Source organism: Pseudomonas helleri (assembly GCF_045830615.1).
GTDB classification, from domain to species: domain Bacteria; phylum Pseudomonadota; class Gammaproteobacteria; order Pseudomonadales; family Pseudomonadaceae; genus Aquipseudomonas; species Aquipseudomonas helleri.
Window position 1 is genome coordinate 214,839 of record NZ_CP174501.1, and the last position, 16,437, is coordinate 231,275.

13 protein-coding genes are annotated in these 16,437 nt (G+C 59.8%); 2 read left to right on the forward strand and 11 right to left on the reverse strand.

The genetic code is table 11. The features are described from left to right. Positions 1 to 19 precede the first annotated feature (19 nt). The gene (locus tag ACJJU9_RS01015; protein ID WP_407729869.1) at positions 20 to 1,450 is read right to left on the reverse strand and encodes a coniferyl aldehyde dehydrogenase; all 1,431 of its coding nucleotides are present in this window, start codon (positions 1,448 to 1,450) and stop codon (positions 20 to 22) included. Between the two features lie 156 nt (positions 1,451 to 1,606). On the opposite strand from ACJJU9_RS01015, the gene ACJJU9_RS01020 reads away from it, so the two are divergent. Together ACJJU9_RS01020 and ACJJU9_RS01025 are read left to right on the forward strand one after the other, a co-directional pair. Continuing rightward, the gene (locus ACJJU9_RS01020; protein WP_407729870.1) at positions 1,607 to 2,275 is read left to right on the forward strand and encodes a TetR/AcrR family transcriptional regulator; all 669 of its coding nucleotides are present in this window, start codon (positions 1,607 to 1,609) and stop codon (positions 2,273 to 2,275) included. A 30-nt stretch (positions 2,276 to 2,305) separates the two neighbouring features. Beyond that, positions 2,306 to 3,160 carry a sulfurtransferase gene (locus ACJJU9_RS01025; RefSeq protein ID WP_407729871.1) on the forward strand — a complete coding sequence of 285 codons (855 nt, stop codon included), beginning with the start codon at positions 2,306 to 2,308 and terminating at the stop codon, positions 3,158 to 3,160. A gap of 341 nt (positions 3,161 to 3,501) precedes the next feature. Here the strand turns inward: ACJJU9_RS01025 and ACJJU9_RS01030 are convergent, their stop codons facing one another. From ACJJU9_RS01030 to ACJJU9_RS01075, 10 genes are all read right to left on the reverse strand, one after another. Next, positions 3,502 to 4,347, reverse strand: a complete 846-nt coding sequence (locus ACJJU9_RS01030; protein WP_407729872.1) for an AraC family ligand binding domain-containing protein — start codon at positions 4,345 to 4,347, stop codon at positions 3,502 to 3,504. Continuing rightward, entirely contained in the window at positions 4,347 to 5,378 is a 1,032-nt protein-coding gene (locus ACJJU9_RS01035; protein WP_088500227.1) for a hydrolase, read from the reverse strand. The genes ACJJU9_RS01030 and ACJJU9_RS01035 overlap by 1 nt, the downstream gene beginning before the upstream one ends. Before the next feature lie 8 nt (positions 5,379 to 5,386). Continuing rightward, the gene (locus ACJJU9_RS01040) at positions 5,387 to 6,931 is read right to left on the reverse strand and encodes a M16 family metallopeptidase (protein ID WP_407729873.1); all 1,545 of its coding nucleotides are present in this window, start codon (positions 6,929 to 6,931) and stop codon (positions 5,387 to 5,389) included. Further along, positions 6,924 to 8,279 carry a M16 family metallopeptidase gene (locus ACJJU9_RS01045; protein WP_407729874.1) on the reverse strand — a complete coding sequence of 452 codons (1,356 nt, stop codon included), beginning with the start codon at positions 8,277 to 8,279 and terminating at the stop codon, positions 6,924 to 6,926. Before ACJJU9_RS01045 ends, ACJJU9_RS01040 begins: the two co-directional genes overlap by 8 nt. Positions 8,280 to 8,361: 82 nt before the next feature. After that, positions 8,362 to 9,795 carry a M16 family metallopeptidase gene (locus ACJJU9_RS01050; RefSeq protein ID WP_407729875.1) on the reverse strand — a complete coding sequence of 478 codons (1,434 nt, stop codon included), beginning with the start codon at positions 9,793 to 9,795 and terminating at the stop codon, positions 8,362 to 8,364. Further along, entirely contained in the window at positions 9,788 to 11,134 is a 1,347-nt protein-coding gene (locus ACJJU9_RS01055) for a pitrilysin family protein (protein ID WP_048385110.1), read from the reverse strand. The genes ACJJU9_RS01050 and ACJJU9_RS01055 overlap by 8 nt, the downstream gene beginning before the upstream one ends. 103 nt (positions 11,135 to 11,237) lie before the next feature. Continuing rightward, a complete protein-coding gene (locus tag ACJJU9_RS01060) occupies positions 11,238 to 12,491 on the reverse strand; it encodes a M16 family metallopeptidase (protein ID WP_407729876.1) in 1,254 nt (417 codons plus the stop codon). Between the two features lie 180 nt (positions 12,492 to 12,671). Further along, positions 12,672 to 13,280 carry a 16S rRNA (guanine(966)-N(2))-methyltransferase RsmD gene (rsmD, locus tag ACJJU9_RS01065; RefSeq protein ID WP_048385106.1) on the reverse strand — a complete coding sequence of 203 codons (609 nt, stop codon included), beginning with the start codon at positions 13,278 to 13,280 and terminating at the stop codon, positions 12,672 to 12,674. Next, positions 13,280 to 14,770, reverse strand: a complete 1,491-nt coding sequence (locus tag ACJJU9_RS01070) for a M16 family metallopeptidase (RefSeq protein ID WP_407729877.1) — start codon at positions 14,768 to 14,770, stop codon at positions 13,280 to 13,282. The genes rsmD and ACJJU9_RS01070 overlap by 1 nt, the downstream gene beginning before the upstream one ends. Next, positions 14,763 to 16,118, reverse strand: coding sequence for a pitrilysin family protein (locus ACJJU9_RS01075; protein WP_048370991.1), 1,356 nt, complete (start codon positions 16,116 to 16,118; stop codon positions 14,763 to 14,765). Before ACJJU9_RS01075 ends, ACJJU9_RS01070 begins: the two co-directional genes overlap by 8 nt. Between the last annotated feature and the right edge of the window lie 319 nt (positions 16,119 to 16,437).

Sequence of the window (16,437 nt, forward strand, 5' to 3'; positions counted from 1 at the left end):
TTGGTCTCGCCGTTTGAGGCTATCGGATAAACAGCTTTTGAATCAGGCGTACCAGCGACCGGCCATACGGTGGGTAAACCGCCAGCGAACTGTTCCAGCGCTGTTTGCTCAACACCCCTTTGGCGTGGCTGAACGTCAGGAAACCTTCGTGCCCGTGGTAACGCCCCATCCCGCTCTGGCCGATGCCGCCAAATGGCAGGTCGTCGATGGCCACGTGCAGCAGCGTGTCGTTAATGCAGACGCCGCCCGAGTGGGTGTCTTCGATGACGCGCTGTTGTTCGGCCTTGTTGTATCCGAAGTAATAGAGCGCGAGTGGGCGAGGTCTTGAGTTGATGTAGGCAAGCGCTTCATCGAGCGTGCTGTATGCGACAACAGGCAGCAGCGGGCCGAAGATCTCGTCCTGCATGACCTGCATCTGGTCGTTCACATTCAGCAGCAACGCGTGGGGCATGCGCCGCCCCTGGCCTTGGGCATAGAGCGGGATCAGCCGGGCGCCTTTTTCGCTGGCGTCTGTTTGCAGGTGCTCAAGCCGCGCCAATTGGCGCTCGCTGATGATGGCGGTGTAGTCCGGGTTGTCAGCCAGCGTTGGATAAAAATCGAGTACGGCCTGGCGGTAAGCCTCGATAAACCCGTCGACCCGCTCGTGCGGCACCAGCACATAGTCGGGCGCGATGCAGGTTTGCCCGGCGTTCAGGGTTTTGCCCCAGGCAATGCGCCGGGCGGCGTCTTTGAGCGGCACCTCAGTCGAGACAATAGCAGGGGATTTGCCGCCCAACTCCAGCGTCACCGGGGTCAGGTTATCGGCCGCGGCACGCATCACCTGCTTGCCGACATGGGTCGAACCCGTGAACAGCAGGTGGTCGAAGGCAAGGCTGGAAAACGCGACCGCCACTTCGGCGTCGCCCAACACCACAGCAACCATGTCCTCGGGGAAAATCCGCCCCAGCAGGTCTTTGAGCAAACGGCCGGTGGCTGGCGTGTACTCACTGAGTTTGAGCATCACCCGATTGCCCGCCGCCAAAGCGCCGATCAAAGGCCCCATGGCTAAATACAGAGGGTAGTTCCACGGCACGATCACACCCACCACGCCCACGGGCTGATACACCACCTTGGCGCTGGCGGGCTGGAACATCACGCCCACATGGCGCGATGACGGCTTCATCCAGCGTTTGAGGTGTTTGAGGGTGTAGTCAATGCCCTGCAAGCTGGGCATCAGCTCGGCAAACAAGGTTTCATCGGGGCTGCGGTGGCTGAAGTCCTGGCTGATGGCGTCAATCAACACTTCGCGCTCGCGGCTCAGCAATACACGCAGGCTCTTCAACCATTGCTGGCGTTGTGCTATTGGTGGGAGCGGATGAGCTGTGTAGGCCTTTCGCTGCAGGGCGAGAAGGCTGTGGAGATCGTCCAAGGTGCTGGAGGAACTGTGGCGGTGGGCACTGTCGGTAGACATCGTTCGCTCCCTGCGGATGTTTGGGGTTCTCGTAAGAGCCAAGATGTTTTTAGAGCCTGCGCTCTAGGTTGTCAATTGGGGGTCTGCCACTCGGGCTGTTTGAGCCACGGTGGTTAGGCTTTAAGATGTTTTTCGATATTCATCGAAGACCAATCCATGGCCGCACGATTAAAAACCAGCCAGCGCATCATCAATACCAGCCTGGAGTTGTTTAACCAGCTGGGTGAACGCAATGTCAGTACCAATCACATTGCGGCTCACATGGAGATTTCGCCGGGTAATTTGTATTACCACTTCCCCAACAAGCAGGCGATTATCTCGGTGCTGTTTAGCGAGTACGAGGTGCTGGTGCTGGACTTTCTGCGCCCGCCCGAAGGCCGTCTGCCTGACGTCAGCGACAAGCGCGATTACTTGAAGCACCTGCTCAATGCCATGTGGCGTTACCGCTTTTTGTACCGGGACATTGAACACCTGCTGCTCAGCGACTCTGAACTGGCCGTGCGTTACCGGTGTTTTTCCACGCAATGCCTGGCTCAGGGGCAAGCCATTTATTCGGGGTTTGTGCAGGCGGGCATTCTCGACATGACGCCCCAGCAAATCGAATCGCTGACGCTCAATGCCTGGATCATCCTGACGTCCTGGGTGGGTTTTTTGTGTACCACGAGTGAGAACGCCACCCACCTGTCCGAAGAGGCGCTGACTCGCGGAATCTACCAACTGCTGATACTGGAATCGGGCTATGTAACGCCGCCGTACCGTGCTGCCGTTGATGAGTTGCTCAAGGAATATTACGTTCCATTGCAAAAGACATTGGTCGTACAGTAGCGCTGTTACCACCCCACTCAGGAGTTCGCCATGCCCGTTGCGCAACTGATCAGCCCTCAAGCCCTGCACGAACGTCAGGCGCACCCCGGCCTGGTCATTCTGGATTGTCGTTTTGCCCTGGAAGACCCGGACTACGGGCACAGCAGTTATGTCGAAGGCCATATTGCCGGTGCGCAATTTGCCGACCTTAAGCGCCACCTCAGCGGCCCGGTGATCAAGGGCGTCACGGGGCGCCATCCGTTGCCTGAACCGTCGGCCTTGCTTGAGCAACTGCGGGCATGGGGCATCAACCAGGACAGCGATGTGGTGCTGTATGACGATGGTCCCGGTGCATTTGCGGCCCGTGCGTGGTGGTTGCTGGCGTGGCTGGGCAAGCGCGATGGTGTGTTTATTCTCGATGGCGGGTTGAAGGCCTGGCATGCGGCGGGTTTCAAACTGACCACGGACGAGCCCGATGTTGTGCCTGGCACCTTTGATGGTCAGCCGGATAGCCACTTGGTGCTGAGCGCTGAGCAATTGCAAGCGCGCTTGGGCCAGCCGGGGTTGACCCTGATCGACGCCCGCGCCAAGCCGCGTTTTCGCGGTGAGGTTGAGCCGATTGACCCGATTGCCGGGCATATCCCTGGGGCGCAATGTGCGGCGTTCAATGAAAACCTCGACAGCAGCGGGCGCTTCTTGCCAGCCGAGCAACTTAAACAGCGATTTGCCGAACAACTGGCGGGCCGCTCGCCGGATGAACTGGTGGCGTATTGCGGCTCGGGCGTGACGGCATGTCACAACCTGTTTGCATTGGGATTGGCGGGCTACCCGCTGGGCAAACTCTATGCGGGCTCATGGAGCGAATGGATCAACGACCCGGCACGAGGTGTCGCAACCGGGGATTGACCCCGTAGGAGCGAGCTTGCTCGCGATCTTTTGATCTTTAAAAGAATCAAAAGCCCCCTCACCCTAGCCCTCTCCCGAAGGAGAGGGAACTGATTGGGGGATGCTGTCGATTATCGGTGGCCTGTTTGCTACGCCAGCGTGGCGTAGAAGACGGGGTGGCAGCTCCTACACGGTTTTGTGTAGTCGCTGACGAGGCACGAGGCTGCGATGCGGACCGCAGGACCGCCGCCAAACGTTCAGGCATAACTCCGTAGGAGCGAGCTTGCCTCGCGATCTTTTGATCTTTAAAAGCTCGCTCCTACACGGTTTTGATGTAGCGATGAGGGCCGCAACACCACCGTCTACAGGCTTTGTGCGTGCTGCGCACTGGCCGCACGGTAGGCCGCCGGGCCGACGCCGTAGACTTTTTTGAACTGGCGGCTCAAATGGCTTTGGTCGGCAAAACCCAGTTGAGTAGCGACTTGCAGCGGTAAACAGCCTTGTTGCAACAAGCCGCGGGCATGGGCGATGCGTTGTTGCATCAGCCAGGTGTGCGGCGGCATGCCCGTGGCGCGCTGGAACACGCGGGCAAAGTGGAAGGGCGACAAGTTAACCGCCGCCGCCAGTTCTTCCAGCGAGGGCGGTTCGGCCAGCCGCGATTGCAGCAGCTCTTTGGCCTGGCGCACCGCCCGGTGTTCCACGCCCGGCTTGCCGGGCATCGGCAGGCGGGCATGGCGGTTGAGCAGGGTGAGCATCATTTGCCGCCAGAGCGTTTGTTGATGCAGCGCCGACTCCGGGCCTTCCAGCAAATGATGCAGTTGCTGCAACCCGTGAAACAGCTCCGGGTCGTGCAGCAGGGTGTCATTGAAGGTGGGCAGGTGGGTGCCGGGCAGGTTCAGCTCTTCCAGCAGGCTTTGGATCTGTTCGTTGTCCGGGTAGAACGCACGGTAGCGCCACCCGGCATCGTGGCCTTTGTGGCCGTTATGCACTTCGTCCGGGTTGATCAACACCAGTGTGCCGGTGCCGGCCAGGTGCTCTGCACCGCGATAGCGATAACGCTGGGCGCCGTCCATGATCATGCCGATCACAAAACCATCATGCACATGGGGCACAAAGCGGTGTTCGATGTAGCGCGCGGTGAGCAATTCGACGCCGTTCAACGGCGCCGTTTGCCAAAAGTGGATGGACTCACCTTGCTCCACATTCATTACGCAGACTCAGGCTTGAGGCTGGCCAACCACTGTGGAATGCGCCGCTCCAGGTAGTACCTGGGCGTTCTCGGCGAGCCCTCAACGAAACCCACATGGCCGCCCTTGGTGTGCAGCTCAAGTTCGGTGCAGGCGGACAGTTCGCTGGCTTCGGGGATGCTGTGTTTGAACACAAACGGATCGTCCTCGGACTGGATGATCAGCGTGGGCGTTTCAATGGCGCCCAGGAAGTAGCGGCTGGAGGCGCGGCGGTAATAGTCGTCGACGCTCTGATAACCGTTTAGCGGCGCGGTGACCCGGTCGTCGAACTCCCAAAAGGTGCGCAGTTTGCTCAGCGATTTGAGGGTGCCCAGCTTGGCCAGTGCGGCCAGCGCTTCGTGCTTGGCGTCCTGTTGGAACTGACGCTGTTTGATTTTGACGTAGGCCACCATTTCACGCATGAAGTGCGCCTGGTACACCTTGGAGAAGCCCATGCCGATGCGATCGGCGCACTGGTCGAGGCGAAACGGCACCGAGACCGCGACGCCACCTTGCAGGCCGCTGGCGCTGCCCGATTCGCCCAGGTATTTAAGCAGCACGTTGCCGCCCAGTGAGTAACCCACGGCATAGATCGGCGCCAGCGGGTAGCGCGCCCGCAAATGCGCAACGGTCGCGGCCAGGTCTTCACTGGCGCCGGAGTGGTAGCTGCGTGCCAGCAGGTTGGGCTCCCCCGAACACCCGCGCCAGTTCAGGGCCACGCTGGCCCAGCCCTGTTTTGCCAGGGCGCTCTGCTGGCCTGCAATGTAGTGCGAAGCCGAGGAGCCGGTCAGGCCGTGCAGCACCAGCACCAGCGGTTCATGGGCTGACGGCGTGCCGTGCCAGTCCAGGTCGAGAAAGTCGCCATCTTCGAGCCACAGGCGCTCGCGTTGATGTTCAACAACAGGTTTGGTGCGCCACAGCGGCCCCCACAGCGTTTGCAAATGAGGGTTGCCGAGGCCAGAAGCTGGTGTGAACAGTTCCACGGGTAACGCAGGGGAAGCGAGGGCGCGCACTTAAGTTCTCAGTCGGTGACAGGTATCGGAAAGTGCTTAAGTTGCCACAACGCGGCCTGCGGCCCAAGCAGTGTGTGTTGTGCGGTGCTCATCCAATTGGTCGAATTGCACAGCGGCTGTCCGTTGTTCTCACTCATGCTGACCACGGGCAGGGCTTGCTGGGCAACGCTGGGGCCGAGGGTGAGGGTGACCCAGGCATCGGCGTTCATGTGCCGGTTCATGGCGGCTTTTATCTGTCCGGCGGTCATTTTCTGGATCTCGGTTATTTTGTAAGTGAAGTCCAGGGTCTGGTCGAAACGGTTGATGTCCTCCAGTTCATTCAGCAGGTTCCTGTTGGTCGCGAGCAGTTGTGGCAGCGCCTGACGCAGGTATTTCTTGATGCTGTCCAACTGCTCTTGCGTGGGCCCATCCTTGAGGAACTGCTCAAACAGCGTTTTGGCATGGGCCAAGGCCTGCTCACTGTAGTGGGGCGGCGTATTGAACTGGGTGATCCAGGCCGTGGCGCCTCGGGCGTGCTCGATATCGGACTGCACCCCGTAAGTGACGCTGTGTTTCTCGCGTAGTTGATTATTTAAAACGCCATTGAACATCACATTGGCTACCTGCAGGGCCAGTGCGTCCGGGTGCTGATTGGGCACAACATTGTGTGCCATGACCAGCAAGGTCTGGCTCGTGCTGTCTTCAATGTGCAGGGTTCTGCCAGCGTTGGCCTGTGTGCCAAACGTTTGCGGCGCGGGCAGCGCAGGCCCTTGCGGCAGCGCGTCGGCCAAGGTTTGGCTGAGTAACTTGGCCTGCTCGGGCGTGAGGTCGCCGACGATCACCATTTGGGCGTTGGCTGCGGTATAGGCCCGCTGAAAAAAACTGCGAACCTGCGCGGCTTGTATGCGTTGAAGGCTGTCGTAGGTGCCGTTGATTGAGCGCGATAACGGCTGACCGGGGTACAGCTCTTCACGAATCTTTGCCAGCGCTCGCGCCTGCGCAAAAACTTGCTCAAGCTTGAGGTCTGACTGCAAGGATCGTCTTATTCGCGACAAGTTCTGCTCGCTGAAAGAGCGTTGGGTCAGGGTTTCGGTAAACAAGCTCAGCACCGGGGCAAGCACCTCGGGTGCGCTCAGGCTTCTGAGGGTCAGGTAGCTTTGCTCGGCATTTATGCCGTGGGTTATTTGCGCGCCGTAACGGTTAAATCCGCGGGCGATCTCGTCGGCGGGTTTGCGCGCCGAATCGACGCTGAACAGGGCCTGGGTCATGGCCGCCAGCCCCGGTGTTTCGCCATCGTAATAACTGCCCGCGGCAAAGCTGATTTCCAGGTCGACCATGGGCAAATGATGATTTTCCACAAACAGCACGCGGCTGCCTTGCTTGAGTGTCCACGACTGGATCCGGGGCGCGTGGGGCACGCCTGCGGGTTCTGTGAGTTCGCGCAGAGATTGCAACGGCAATGTGGGGTCGGGGGTTTCTGCTGCACGCACGTAACAGCCCGCCGCTAAAAAAATGCCCGATAGTGCGAACAGGCAGACGAGGGTGCCGCGTGCGATGCGGTGGGCATTATTCATGAGCTGACTCCTCAGGCAGCGCGTAGCTGGTGATTAACCGGTCCGCGACCAGAAAGGTCTGCGCTGTGCGTTGAATGTCTTGCGGGGTGATGGCGTTCAAGGCATCAAGCCGTGTCTGTTCGGTGCGCCAGGACAGCCCGGCCATTTCCAGCATGCCAATCTGCAGGGCGCGGTTTTCCGGTTCATCCTGGTCGAACACGCGCCGTGCCGTGATCTGAGCCCGCGCGCGTTCGAGGTCTTCAAGGCTTGGCGGGGCGGTTTTCAATGAGTCGATAATGGCCAGAATCCGCGTCTGGAGCGCCTTGAGCGTTTCAAGCGAAGCGGCTGTTTCGAGGTTGGGCAGCGCGCTGATGTTGAACAGCTCATCGCCGAGGCTGACCGCCTGGTAATGAACGGTGGTGGTGTCTGCCAAGCCTTCCTTGCGCACCAATAACGACTCGAACAGCGAGCTGTTTGCGCCACCCAGCATTTCGGAAATCAGCTCCAGTGCCGGTGCTGTTCGCGGGTCTGTTTGAGTGGCGAGGCTTGGCACATTGAAGGCCATGTACAGCACGGGTATTTGCTGGGGGATGTAGTGCGTGATGCTGCGCTCGCCGGGCATCGCCAGGTCGATGGGGGTTGAGCTGTAGGGCAGCGCCCGGCGGGCAATAGGGCCGAAATACCGTTCGGCCAGTTGTTTGACCTGCTGGGGGGTGATGTCACCGACGAGCACCAGCACCGCGTTGTTGGGGGCATACCAGCGTTGATACCAGCGCTTTACCTCTTCGGTTTGCAGGCGGTCCAGATCATGCCGCCAGCCAATGATCGGGTTGCCTGCGGCGCTGGCCGGCAGGGCCAGGCGCCGGGGGACTTCGATGGCGCGCTTGATGGGGTGGTGATCAGAGGCTTCGGTGCGCTCGTTTTTGATGATTTCACGTTCGCCGCTCCAAACCGTCGCAGACAGGTGAGCCGTGCTCATTTGGTCCGCCAGCATTTCAAAGCTGACACCCAGCGCATGCGGGGGCACGGTGTGGAAAAACAGCGTGGCGTCATTCAGGGTCATGGCATTTTGGCTGCCGCCCAGGTTCTGCAAAATATGGCCTGACTCGCCTGTGCAGAGCTTGCTGCTGCCATTGAACAGCATGTGCTCCACCGCATGGGACACGCCGGTTTGGCCCGGCTCTTCCTGATTTGATCCGATGCGATACCACAAGTGGGTCAGCACCAGGCTGGCGTTGTGGTCTTCGTAAACAATGATTTTGAGCCCGTTATCGAGTGTGAACTCATGAATGGGCGGTGGGCTGCTGGCCGATGCCAGCAGGGGATGGAGCATGACGCCGAGCAGCAGCCCGGCGATGAGTCTTTTCATGGTGGGTGTCCTGACGAGGGTTCGTCAGGACAGGTTGCGATAAACCCGGGCGGCAGGTGCGTTACATAAGTACGCAATACGCTCAGGGCTGAACGGCTGACAAGGGGCGTTGTTCGACCGTTGGGCCGAGGCTTGCGACCTTCCATTTATCGGCCCTGGAGTAACGATTGATGGCGTCTTTGATGTCTTGTCGCGACAGCTTTTGGGCGTGCATGACCAGCGCGTCGAAATTTCGGGGTAGGTCGTGGGCCCCCATAAGCAGCAACTGTTGAACCATTTGTGCATTGCTGGCGCTGGTCAGCGGCAAGTTGCCTGCCAACCGTCGTTTGACGGCGACCAGTTCCTCTTCGGTGGGACCGTCGCGCAGCCACTCGGCAAACAGCGTTTTGACCAGCGCGAGGGTGGCATCCTGCTGATCGGGGGCGGTTTGCAGGCTGATGGTCCAGGGCCCGCCCGCTTGCCAGAGCGGTATAAAGGCCGAGGCGGCGTAGCTCAGCCCGCGCTTGTGGCGCAGCTCATTGATCAGACGGCTGCTGTTGGAACCGCCGAATATCAGGCTGGCCACTTGCAACGCCACGTAATCCGGGTGGTTCGCCGGTACGCTCGGCTGCGCCAGCATGATCAAGGTCTGGCTGTAGGGGGCTTCGAGGTGTGTGTGGCCGGGCGGTGATGTCAGGTCCATAGCCAGTTCAACAGGCGCCAGTGCGGGGCCTTGGGGCAGGGCCTGGCTGATCGCGATGCTCAGGTCTGTGGCTTCATCATTTGAAATGTCCCCCACGATGACCAGCAGCGCGTTGGCCGCGGTGTAGGCGTTTTGATGAAAGCCCCGGACTTTCTCGGCGTCTATCAAGGCCAGGCTCTGGGCGTTACCTTCGACGGGGCGGGCGTAAGGGTGATTGCCATACACCTGTGCATGCAGCGTCTGTTGCAGGCGCGCTGTCGGGTTTTGCTGCACCAGCCCGATGGCATTGAGCGCTGACGCTTTGGCGCGCTCGACGGCTGCCGGGGCAAAAGCGGGCTGTGCGATCAGCCGCGTGAACAGGTCAATCGCCGCCTTGCGTGTCTCGCCGTCACTCAGTGTGCGCAGGGTTAACCGTGCTTCATCCTTGTCTACCGAAGCCGTCAGTTGTGCGCCCAATTGGTCAAACTTCTCGGCGATAGCCTTGGCGTCCATGCCTTCAACGCCCTGGTTCAAGAGCTTCAAGGTCAGGTTTGCCAGCCCTGGTAAAGCGCCATCACGGCTGCTGCCCGCCGAGAATCGCACGCTGATATCGACGATGGGCAGCGCGTGGGTCTCAATAAAAAGCACGCGGGTGCGTTCGTGGGTCGCATAGGCACGAATGCTCAGCGGGCGAGCTGCAATTTGACTGTCATCCAGGGTTTGCAAACTCTGCAAGGCCGTTGTTGGGCCTTCTGTTGCCTGTGCTTGAGCGCTCAGGCACAGGTTCAGCAGCAGGGTGGTCATAAACGCTAATCGCGCCAAAGGGTGGCGCTTAGACGTGAAGGCATTAGTCATGTTTTTTCTCCGGCCTTGGCATGTAGGCGGCGCTGAAGCGGTTTTCGGTGAGGTAGGTCGTGGCCAGTTGCTGGATGTCAGCAGGCGTCAGGGTTTGCAGGGCTTGTTCCTGTGCGTCGAGGGTCGACCAGGGCAGCCCGATGCTTTCCAGTTCACCTATTTCGCTGGCCTGCTTCTCGATCTGGTCGTGGGCGTACAGGCGTTTGGTGATGATCCTGCGCTTGGCGCGGTCCAGCGTTTGCGCACTGACCGGGGTGGTTTTGAGCGCTTTGAGCTGTGTCCAGATCAAGGCTTCAACGGCCTCCGGTGACTCGGTGCGTGACGGGCTGATTTCGGCCCAGATTCTGAGCAGGCCATCGCCCCGGTTCAGCAGGTCGTAATGGGAGTACGTCCCGGCCAGCACGCCTTGTTGATGCATCAGGCTGGCTTTGATGAGCGAGCTGTCGCTGCTGGCCAGCAGTTCGTTGAGCAGCAACAGGCCAAAGGCGGTTTGCGGGTCTTGTGCGGTGTTTAAACTGGGCACATTAAAGGCCATCACCAGCTTTGCATTGGGGCTGGGCAAGCGAAGGTGCAGCCCGCGTCGGCCCAGATGGGTCAATTCAATGGGGCGCTTGACCGTGGGCAAGGGGCGCGCAGCGATTGCGCCGAACTGTTGCGTCACCAGTGCTTTGGCCTGCTCCAGCGTCACATCGCCGACGATGACCAGCACGGCATTGTTGGGTGCATACCAGTCTTGATACCACTGCATGAGCAGCGGGTTGTTCAGCCGGTTGATGTCATGCATCCAGCCCAGCACAGGGTTCTTGTAGGTACTTGCCACATGACCAATGGTTTTGACCCGCTCATTGAGCAAGTTCCACAGGTTGCTGTCGACTGTCGAACGGCGTTCTCTCTGGATGATCAGCCGTTCGATGTTTAATTGGGCGTCACTCCAGCGTGCGCTGACCATTTGGTCTGCAAGGATTTCGAGTGACACCGCAAGGCGGTTGGTGGCCTGCAACTGTGTGTAAAGCGTTGCATCGGGGCGCGTGATTGCGTTGGCGCTGACGCCCAGCGATTCAAGCACTTTTAACGCTTCGCCCCGGGGCAGTTTGCTGCTGCCTTTGAACACCATGTGTTCCAGAGCATGGGACAAGCCGGTTTGCCCTTCCTGCTCATAACTGGCGCCGACTTTGTACCAAAGCTGCGAGGCCACCACGGGAGCGCGGTGGTCCTCGCGAACAATGACCTTTAGGCCGTTGTCGAGGGTAAACGTGTGGGTAACCGGTGCCGCGTGGGCGCAGGCGGTCGCTGGCAACCACAAGGTGATTAGCCAGCGAAACAAAAGAGAGGATTTCATCCGCAAGGATCCTTGAGTGTTCTGTGAATAAGGTCAGAACAGGTTGGATCAAGGCGGGTACTGCAAGGCGGTATATACGTAGCGCGCCTGGAGCATTCGGGTATCAGGCTTCGCGCGGCAAGCTGTGTGCGACGCTCAGGCGCTCCGGGCTGAAGTAGGTGTTGGCCACGCGCTGGATGTCATCTGCCGTGACGTTGTGGATCTGCCCGGCTTCGCTGTCGATCAGCGTCCATGGCAGGTCGATGGCGGCCAGGTTGCCCAGGATCGAGGCTTGTATTTCGAGGGTGTCTTGTTCTTCCAGGCTTTCAAGGGCCTGCTGTTGTCCGTACTTCAAGGTCTCGGCATCCAGTGCATGGGTTTTGAGTGATTCCAGCAGTTGTTTGATTTCCAGCTCTACCTGTTGCACCGACAGCAAGGTGTCTACGCCCAGGGTAGCCGCCAGCAGAAAGAGGTCATCGTTTCGGCGATAGGCCGGAAGACGGCTGATCACGCTGGACAGCGTGTGCTTGTCTTCAGACAACCGCAGTGGCAGCCATGCCTGCGGGCCTCTGGTCAGCAGGGCGCTGATGACTTGCAGGGCGCGGATGTCGCCGATGGCGCCCGGGGTTGCGAGGCTTGGCGTGTTAAAGGCCATTTGCAACCGTGGCAGTGGCGTATCGAGGTGTTGCACCAGCCTGCGTTCGTCGCCCGAAAACGAATGTGCGGGCTGCTCTGCCGGGGCAAAACCTTCGAAAGGTGCGAGGTCGGCAAACAGGTGCTGGATCAGCGGCTGGACGTCATCGAGCGCTATATCGCCTGCAATGACCAGAATCGAGTTGTTGGGTGCATAGCCTTCTTCATGCCAACTCAGCACGTCGGCCACCGTGATGCGTGCAAGGTCGTCGACATTGCCGAATTTGTACACGGTGCGTGCCTGGGGAAAAATCAGCTCCTCGAATGTCGAGGTAATCCAGTAATCGGAGCTGAAGTACGGTTCGCTTTCTTCGAGCTTGCAGGCGTGTTTAATGCCTTTATCGAGGCGCTCCTGGGACAGTGTTTGAGGCTCCATTCGGGCAGCGAGCAATTGCAGCACGGTGGCAAGCTCGGCACTGGGTGCTTCGAGGCTGTAGGCGCTGAGGTGGTAATCGATCCAGCCATTGGCAGTGGCGCCGATTTTTCGCTCAAGGTCTTTGTCCTTGAAGGTCGCGCCACCGGCCAGGTACGCCAGCCCGCGCTGGTTTGCGTGTTCATGGTCGGTGCCCGCCTTGTGGAACAGCGAGGCGCAGATGCCTGGCGTACGGTGGTCCTGGCGCAGGATCACCTGAAGGCCGTTATCCAGTGTGTAGGCGTGAGTGGGTTTTTCAGCAGTAATGGTCATGTTTCACATTCCGTTGTTTTTGAACACGCCAGCCGATGTGCGGAGGCACACGGGGCGAATGATCAGTGAGAACGGACAGAATGCGATGGCGCAGGGCGCGGGGTGCGGTACATAGATAGAGCAAGGGTGTGTGCAATCGTTGCCGTAATGCGCGGCAACGATTGCACAGATCAGCGGTTCTTATTGCGCTGCGGGTGCCTGAACCGCATCGCGCTGCCACAGGGCGTAGTTCACGCCTCCGGCTTTTTGCTCGCGGTGCAGACGCCAGTTGCCGGGCAAGCCCAACTCGGACGGGCGCAGCTCGCTTTCGGTGTAGATCCAGGCGTCATCTGTCAGCCAGCCACGCTGCTCCAGCAGGTCGCAGGCAGGCTTGAGCAGCTCTTTGTTAAACGGTGGATCGAGGAACACCACGTCAAAGGTATCGCTCGGGGTCGCGTCCAGGTAACGCAGGGCGTCCGTTTGCTGCACCTGGCCGGTGGTGCAGCGCAAGATGCCCATGTTTTCGCGGATGTTGGAGATGGCCTCACGGTTGCTGTCCAGGGCCAGGCCCTTGGCCGCACCGCGTGACAGGGCCTCCAGAAACAGTGCGCCGCTGCCGGCGAACACGTCCAGTACCCTGGCACCCTGAATGTACGGCGCGAGCCAGTTGAACAGCGTTTCACGAACACGGTCTGGCGTTGGGCGCAGACCTTCTACATGGGGGAAGTCGAGTTTGCGACTGCGCCATTCCCCGGCAATGATGCGTAGTTGACCTGCACCTGAGTGCGATGTGTTTTTTGGCTTTGCCATTAATGCTCCGGAACCCCAAGAGGTTGCTCTGAAGGTTTGTCGGTAGGAGGTGGCAGTGGTTTTTGCGGCACGGTTGGGCCGGCGGTCACTACGACCATTTTGTCGGCGCTCAAGTGCTTGCTCATGGCGTTCTTGACTTGCTCGGTGGTCAGATTCTGGGACTGCTCGCGGAGTTTTTCCAGGTAATCCAACGGCAGGTCATAGAAGCCTATCGCGCCCAGTTGGCCGACGATGGCGGCGTTGCTGGCGGTCGACAGCGGGAAGCTGCCGGCAAGCTCACGCTTGGCATCGTCGAGTTCTTTTTGTGTCGGGCCGTTTTTCAGGTAGTCAGCCAGGATGTCTTCGACCAGTTTGAGCGTGCCCTCGCTCAATTCGGCACGGGTTTGCAGATTGATCTGGAACGGGCCGCGGGCCTCCATCGGGCTGAAGTTGGAGTACACGCCGTAGGTCAGGCCGCGTTTTTCACGCACTTCGGTCATCAGGCGCGTCCCGAAGCCACCGCCACCCAGAACCTTGTTGCCCAGCACCAGCGCCGGGTAGTCAGGGTCATCGCGGCCAACGCCCAGTTGGGCCAGCAGCAAGTGGGTCTGCTTGGACGGGAACTCGATGTGGTTGACGCCTGCTTTGGGCTCAACCGGCTCGGCGATCTTGGCCACGGCCGGGCCTTTTGGCAGGGCTGCTGACACTTGCGACGCCATGGCCTCGGCCTCGGCACGGGACAGGTCTCCCACAATCGCAATCACCGCGTTACCTGCGGTGTAGGTCTTGTTGTGGAAGGCCTTGATCTGGTCGAGGGTAATGGCCGAGATGCTTTGCGCAGAGCCATCCGTTGGATGGGCGTACGGGTGGTTGCCGTACAGGCGGCTGAACAGCTCATTGCTGGCCAGTTTGCCGGGGTTTTGCTTCTGGACTTCAAAACCGGCCAGCAGCTGGTTTTTGATCCGCGCCAACGAGTCGGCCGGGAACGTCGGTTTGCCCACCACTTCGGCAAACAGGTTAAGCGCCGGGGTGCGTTTGTCTTTATCGCTCAGGCTGCGCAACGAGGTGATGGCCATGTCGCGGTAGGCGCCATTGCCAAACGCTGCACCGAGGCCTTCAAAGCCTTGGGCAATGGCGCTGACGTCTTTGCCGGCCACGCCTTCGTTAAGCATGGCGTTGGTCAGCACGGCGATGCCTGGCGTGTTGCCATCCTGGCTGCTGCCCGCCGCGAAGGTCAGGCTCAGGTCGAACATCGGCAGTTCCCGAGCTTCGACGAACAGCACTTTGGAGCCTTCGGCGGTTTGCCAGGTCTGGATGTCCAGTTTGCGGTTGGTCGGCGCCTTGCCGTCGAGTTCTGCCAGAGACTCAAGCTTGCGCTCGGTTTTGGCTGAATCCAGGGTTGGGCCGGCAACCGACTCGCTCGGGCTGATGAAGGAGTAGCCGAGTGCACCCACCAGAACCGCCGTGGTCAGGGCCAGCAGGGCGAAGCGTGGACCTTTACGCTCACTCATGGGTTTTCTCCTCGGGCAGTACGTGCGCAACGCTCAGACGGTCGCGAGTGAAATAGGTGCGTGCGGCCTGCTGAATATCGGCCGGGGTGACTTTTTGCAGGTCAGCCAGTTCGCTGTCCATCAGCTTCCACGACAGACCAACGGTTTCCAGTTGGCCAATCGAGGTGGCCTGGTAGGTAATGGAGTCGCGCTCGTACACCAGGTTGGCAATGACTTGAGCGCGCACACGCTCCAGTTCTTCGGCTGACGGCGGGGTCTTTTTCAGGTCGTCCAGCAGGCGCCACACACCGGCTTCTGTCTGGGCCAGGGTGACTTTTTTCTGGCTGTTGGGCATGGCTGTAATCAGGAACAGGCTGTCGCCACGGGTGAAGGCGTTGTAGTTGGACGAGGCGCCCGACACCAACTCCTCTTTGCGCTCAAGCTGCGAGGACATGCGCGCGCTGTAGCCGCCGTCCAGCAGCGCCGCGATCAGGCGCAGCGCGTTGGCGCTGAGCGGGTCTTTGGCGGTTGCGATACTCGGCACGTTGAAAGCCATCATCAGGCTCGGCAATTGAGTCTGCACGTTGATCTTGAGCAGGCGTTCGCCGGGCGTGGCCAGTTCAAGCGGCACTTTGGCAATCGGGATGTCACGTTTTGGCACCGGGCCAAAGTAGCGCTGGGCCAGGGCTTTGACTTCATCCGGGGTTACGTCGCCGACCACCACCAGGGTGGCGTTGTTGGGGGCGTACCACTCTTCGTACCAGGCGCGCAGTTCGGCAACGTTCATGCGCTCCAGGTCAACCATCCAGCCGATGGTAGGCGTGTGGTAGCCGCTGGACGGATAAGCCATGGCGCTGAAAATTTCGTACGCCTTGCTCATCGGCTGGTCGTCGGTGCGCAGGCGACGCTCTTCTTTAATCACCTCGATTTCGCGCTTGAACTCTTCGGGCGGCAGGCGAAGGCTGGCCATGCGGTCGGCTTCGAGCTCAAAGGCAACGCCCAGGCGGTCGCGGGCCAACACCTGGTAATACGCGGTGTAGTCATCGCTGGTGAAGGCGTTTTCCTGGGCGCCGAGGTCGCGCAGGATCAACGAGGCTTCACCGGGGCCGACTTTATTGCTGCCTTTGAACATCATGTGCTCAAGGGCGTGGGACAGGCCGGTCTTGCCGGGCGTCTCATAACTGGAACCGACTTTGTACCAGACCTGCGATACCACCACGGGTGCGCGGTGGTCTTCGCGCACGATGACCTTAAGGCCATTGTCCAGACGGAACTCATGGGTGGGTTGCGCATCGGCGGCAAAGGCCGATAGCGGGAGCAAAACGGTGCTGAGCAACAGGCCAGCAGCGCAGCGGGCGAGATGATTCATTCGTTTTTAAACCTGTTGGGCTGCCCGCTTGGCCTTAGCGTCTGCGGGGGAGGAGGTGCTAGGATACTGATCCGTTTTACTGGCGGCCACGCCTATCAAGCCCGCCACGATCAGACAACCTGTGATCGGGCAGTATAGGAGCCGACTTGGAAGTGTGGAGGTATCCCGGTAAATTTCCTTTTTTTGCCGTATTTCCCGTTCCATGTCCGAGATAAGACGAAGTTATAGAGGTGTTTCTTTACACCCTGAATAAGCTGTGTGCGAACGAGCTGACAAAAAAACAGTCTTTTTCACACCGAATATTATTTGCCGGGGCGCC

What these genes read in the sequence shown, in the direction of transcription:
- ACJJU9_RS01015 (WP_407729869.1), bottom strand. Translation starts at nt 1,450, where the DNA reads ATGTCTACCGACAGTGCCCACCGCCACAGTTCCTCCAGCACCTTGGAC.
- ACJJU9_RS01020 (WP_407729870.1), top strand. Translation starts at nt 1,607, where the DNA reads ATGGCCGCACGATTAAAAACCAGCCAGCGCATCATCAATACCAGCCTG.
- ACJJU9_RS01025 (WP_407729871.1), top strand. Translation starts at nt 2,306, where the DNA reads ATGCCCGTTGCGCAACTGATCAGCCCTCAAGCCCTGCACGAACGTCAG.
- ACJJU9_RS01030 (WP_407729872.1), bottom strand. Translation starts at nt 4,347, where the DNA reads ATGAATGTGGAGCAAGGTGAGTCCATCCACTTTTGGCAAACGGCGCCG.
- ACJJU9_RS01040 (WP_407729873.1), bottom strand. Translation starts at nt 6,931, where the DNA reads ATGAATAATGCCCACCGCATCGCACGCGGCACCCTCGTCTGCCTGTTC.
- ACJJU9_RS01045 (WP_407729874.1), bottom strand. Translation starts at nt 8,279, where the DNA reads ATGAAAAGACTCATCGCCGGGCTGCTGCTCGGCGTCATGCTCCATCCC.
- ACJJU9_RS01050 (WP_407729875.1), bottom strand. Translation starts at nt 9,795, where the DNA reads ATGACTAATGCCTTCACGTCTAAGCGCCACCCTTTGGCGCGATTAGCG.
- ACJJU9_RS01055 (WP_048385110.1), bottom strand. Translation starts at nt 11,134, where the DNA reads ATGAAATCCTCTCTTTTGTTTCGCTGGCTAATCACCTTGTGGTTGCCA.
- ACJJU9_RS01060 (WP_407729876.1), bottom strand. Translation starts at nt 12,491, where the DNA reads ATGACCATTACTGCTGAAAAACCCACTCACGCCTACACACTGGATAAC.
- rsmD (WP_048385106.1), bottom strand. Translation starts at nt 13,280, where the DNA reads ATGGCAAAGCCAAAAAACACATCGCACTCAGGTGCAGGTCAACTACGC.
- ACJJU9_RS01070 (WP_407729877.1), bottom strand. Translation starts at nt 14,770, where the DNA reads ATGAGTGAGCGTAAAGGTCCACGCTTCGCCCTGCTGGCCCTGACCACG.
- ACJJU9_RS01075 (WP_048370991.1), bottom strand. Translation starts at nt 16,118, where the DNA reads ATGAATCATCTCGCCCGCTGCGCTGCTGGCCTGTTGCTCAGCACCGTT.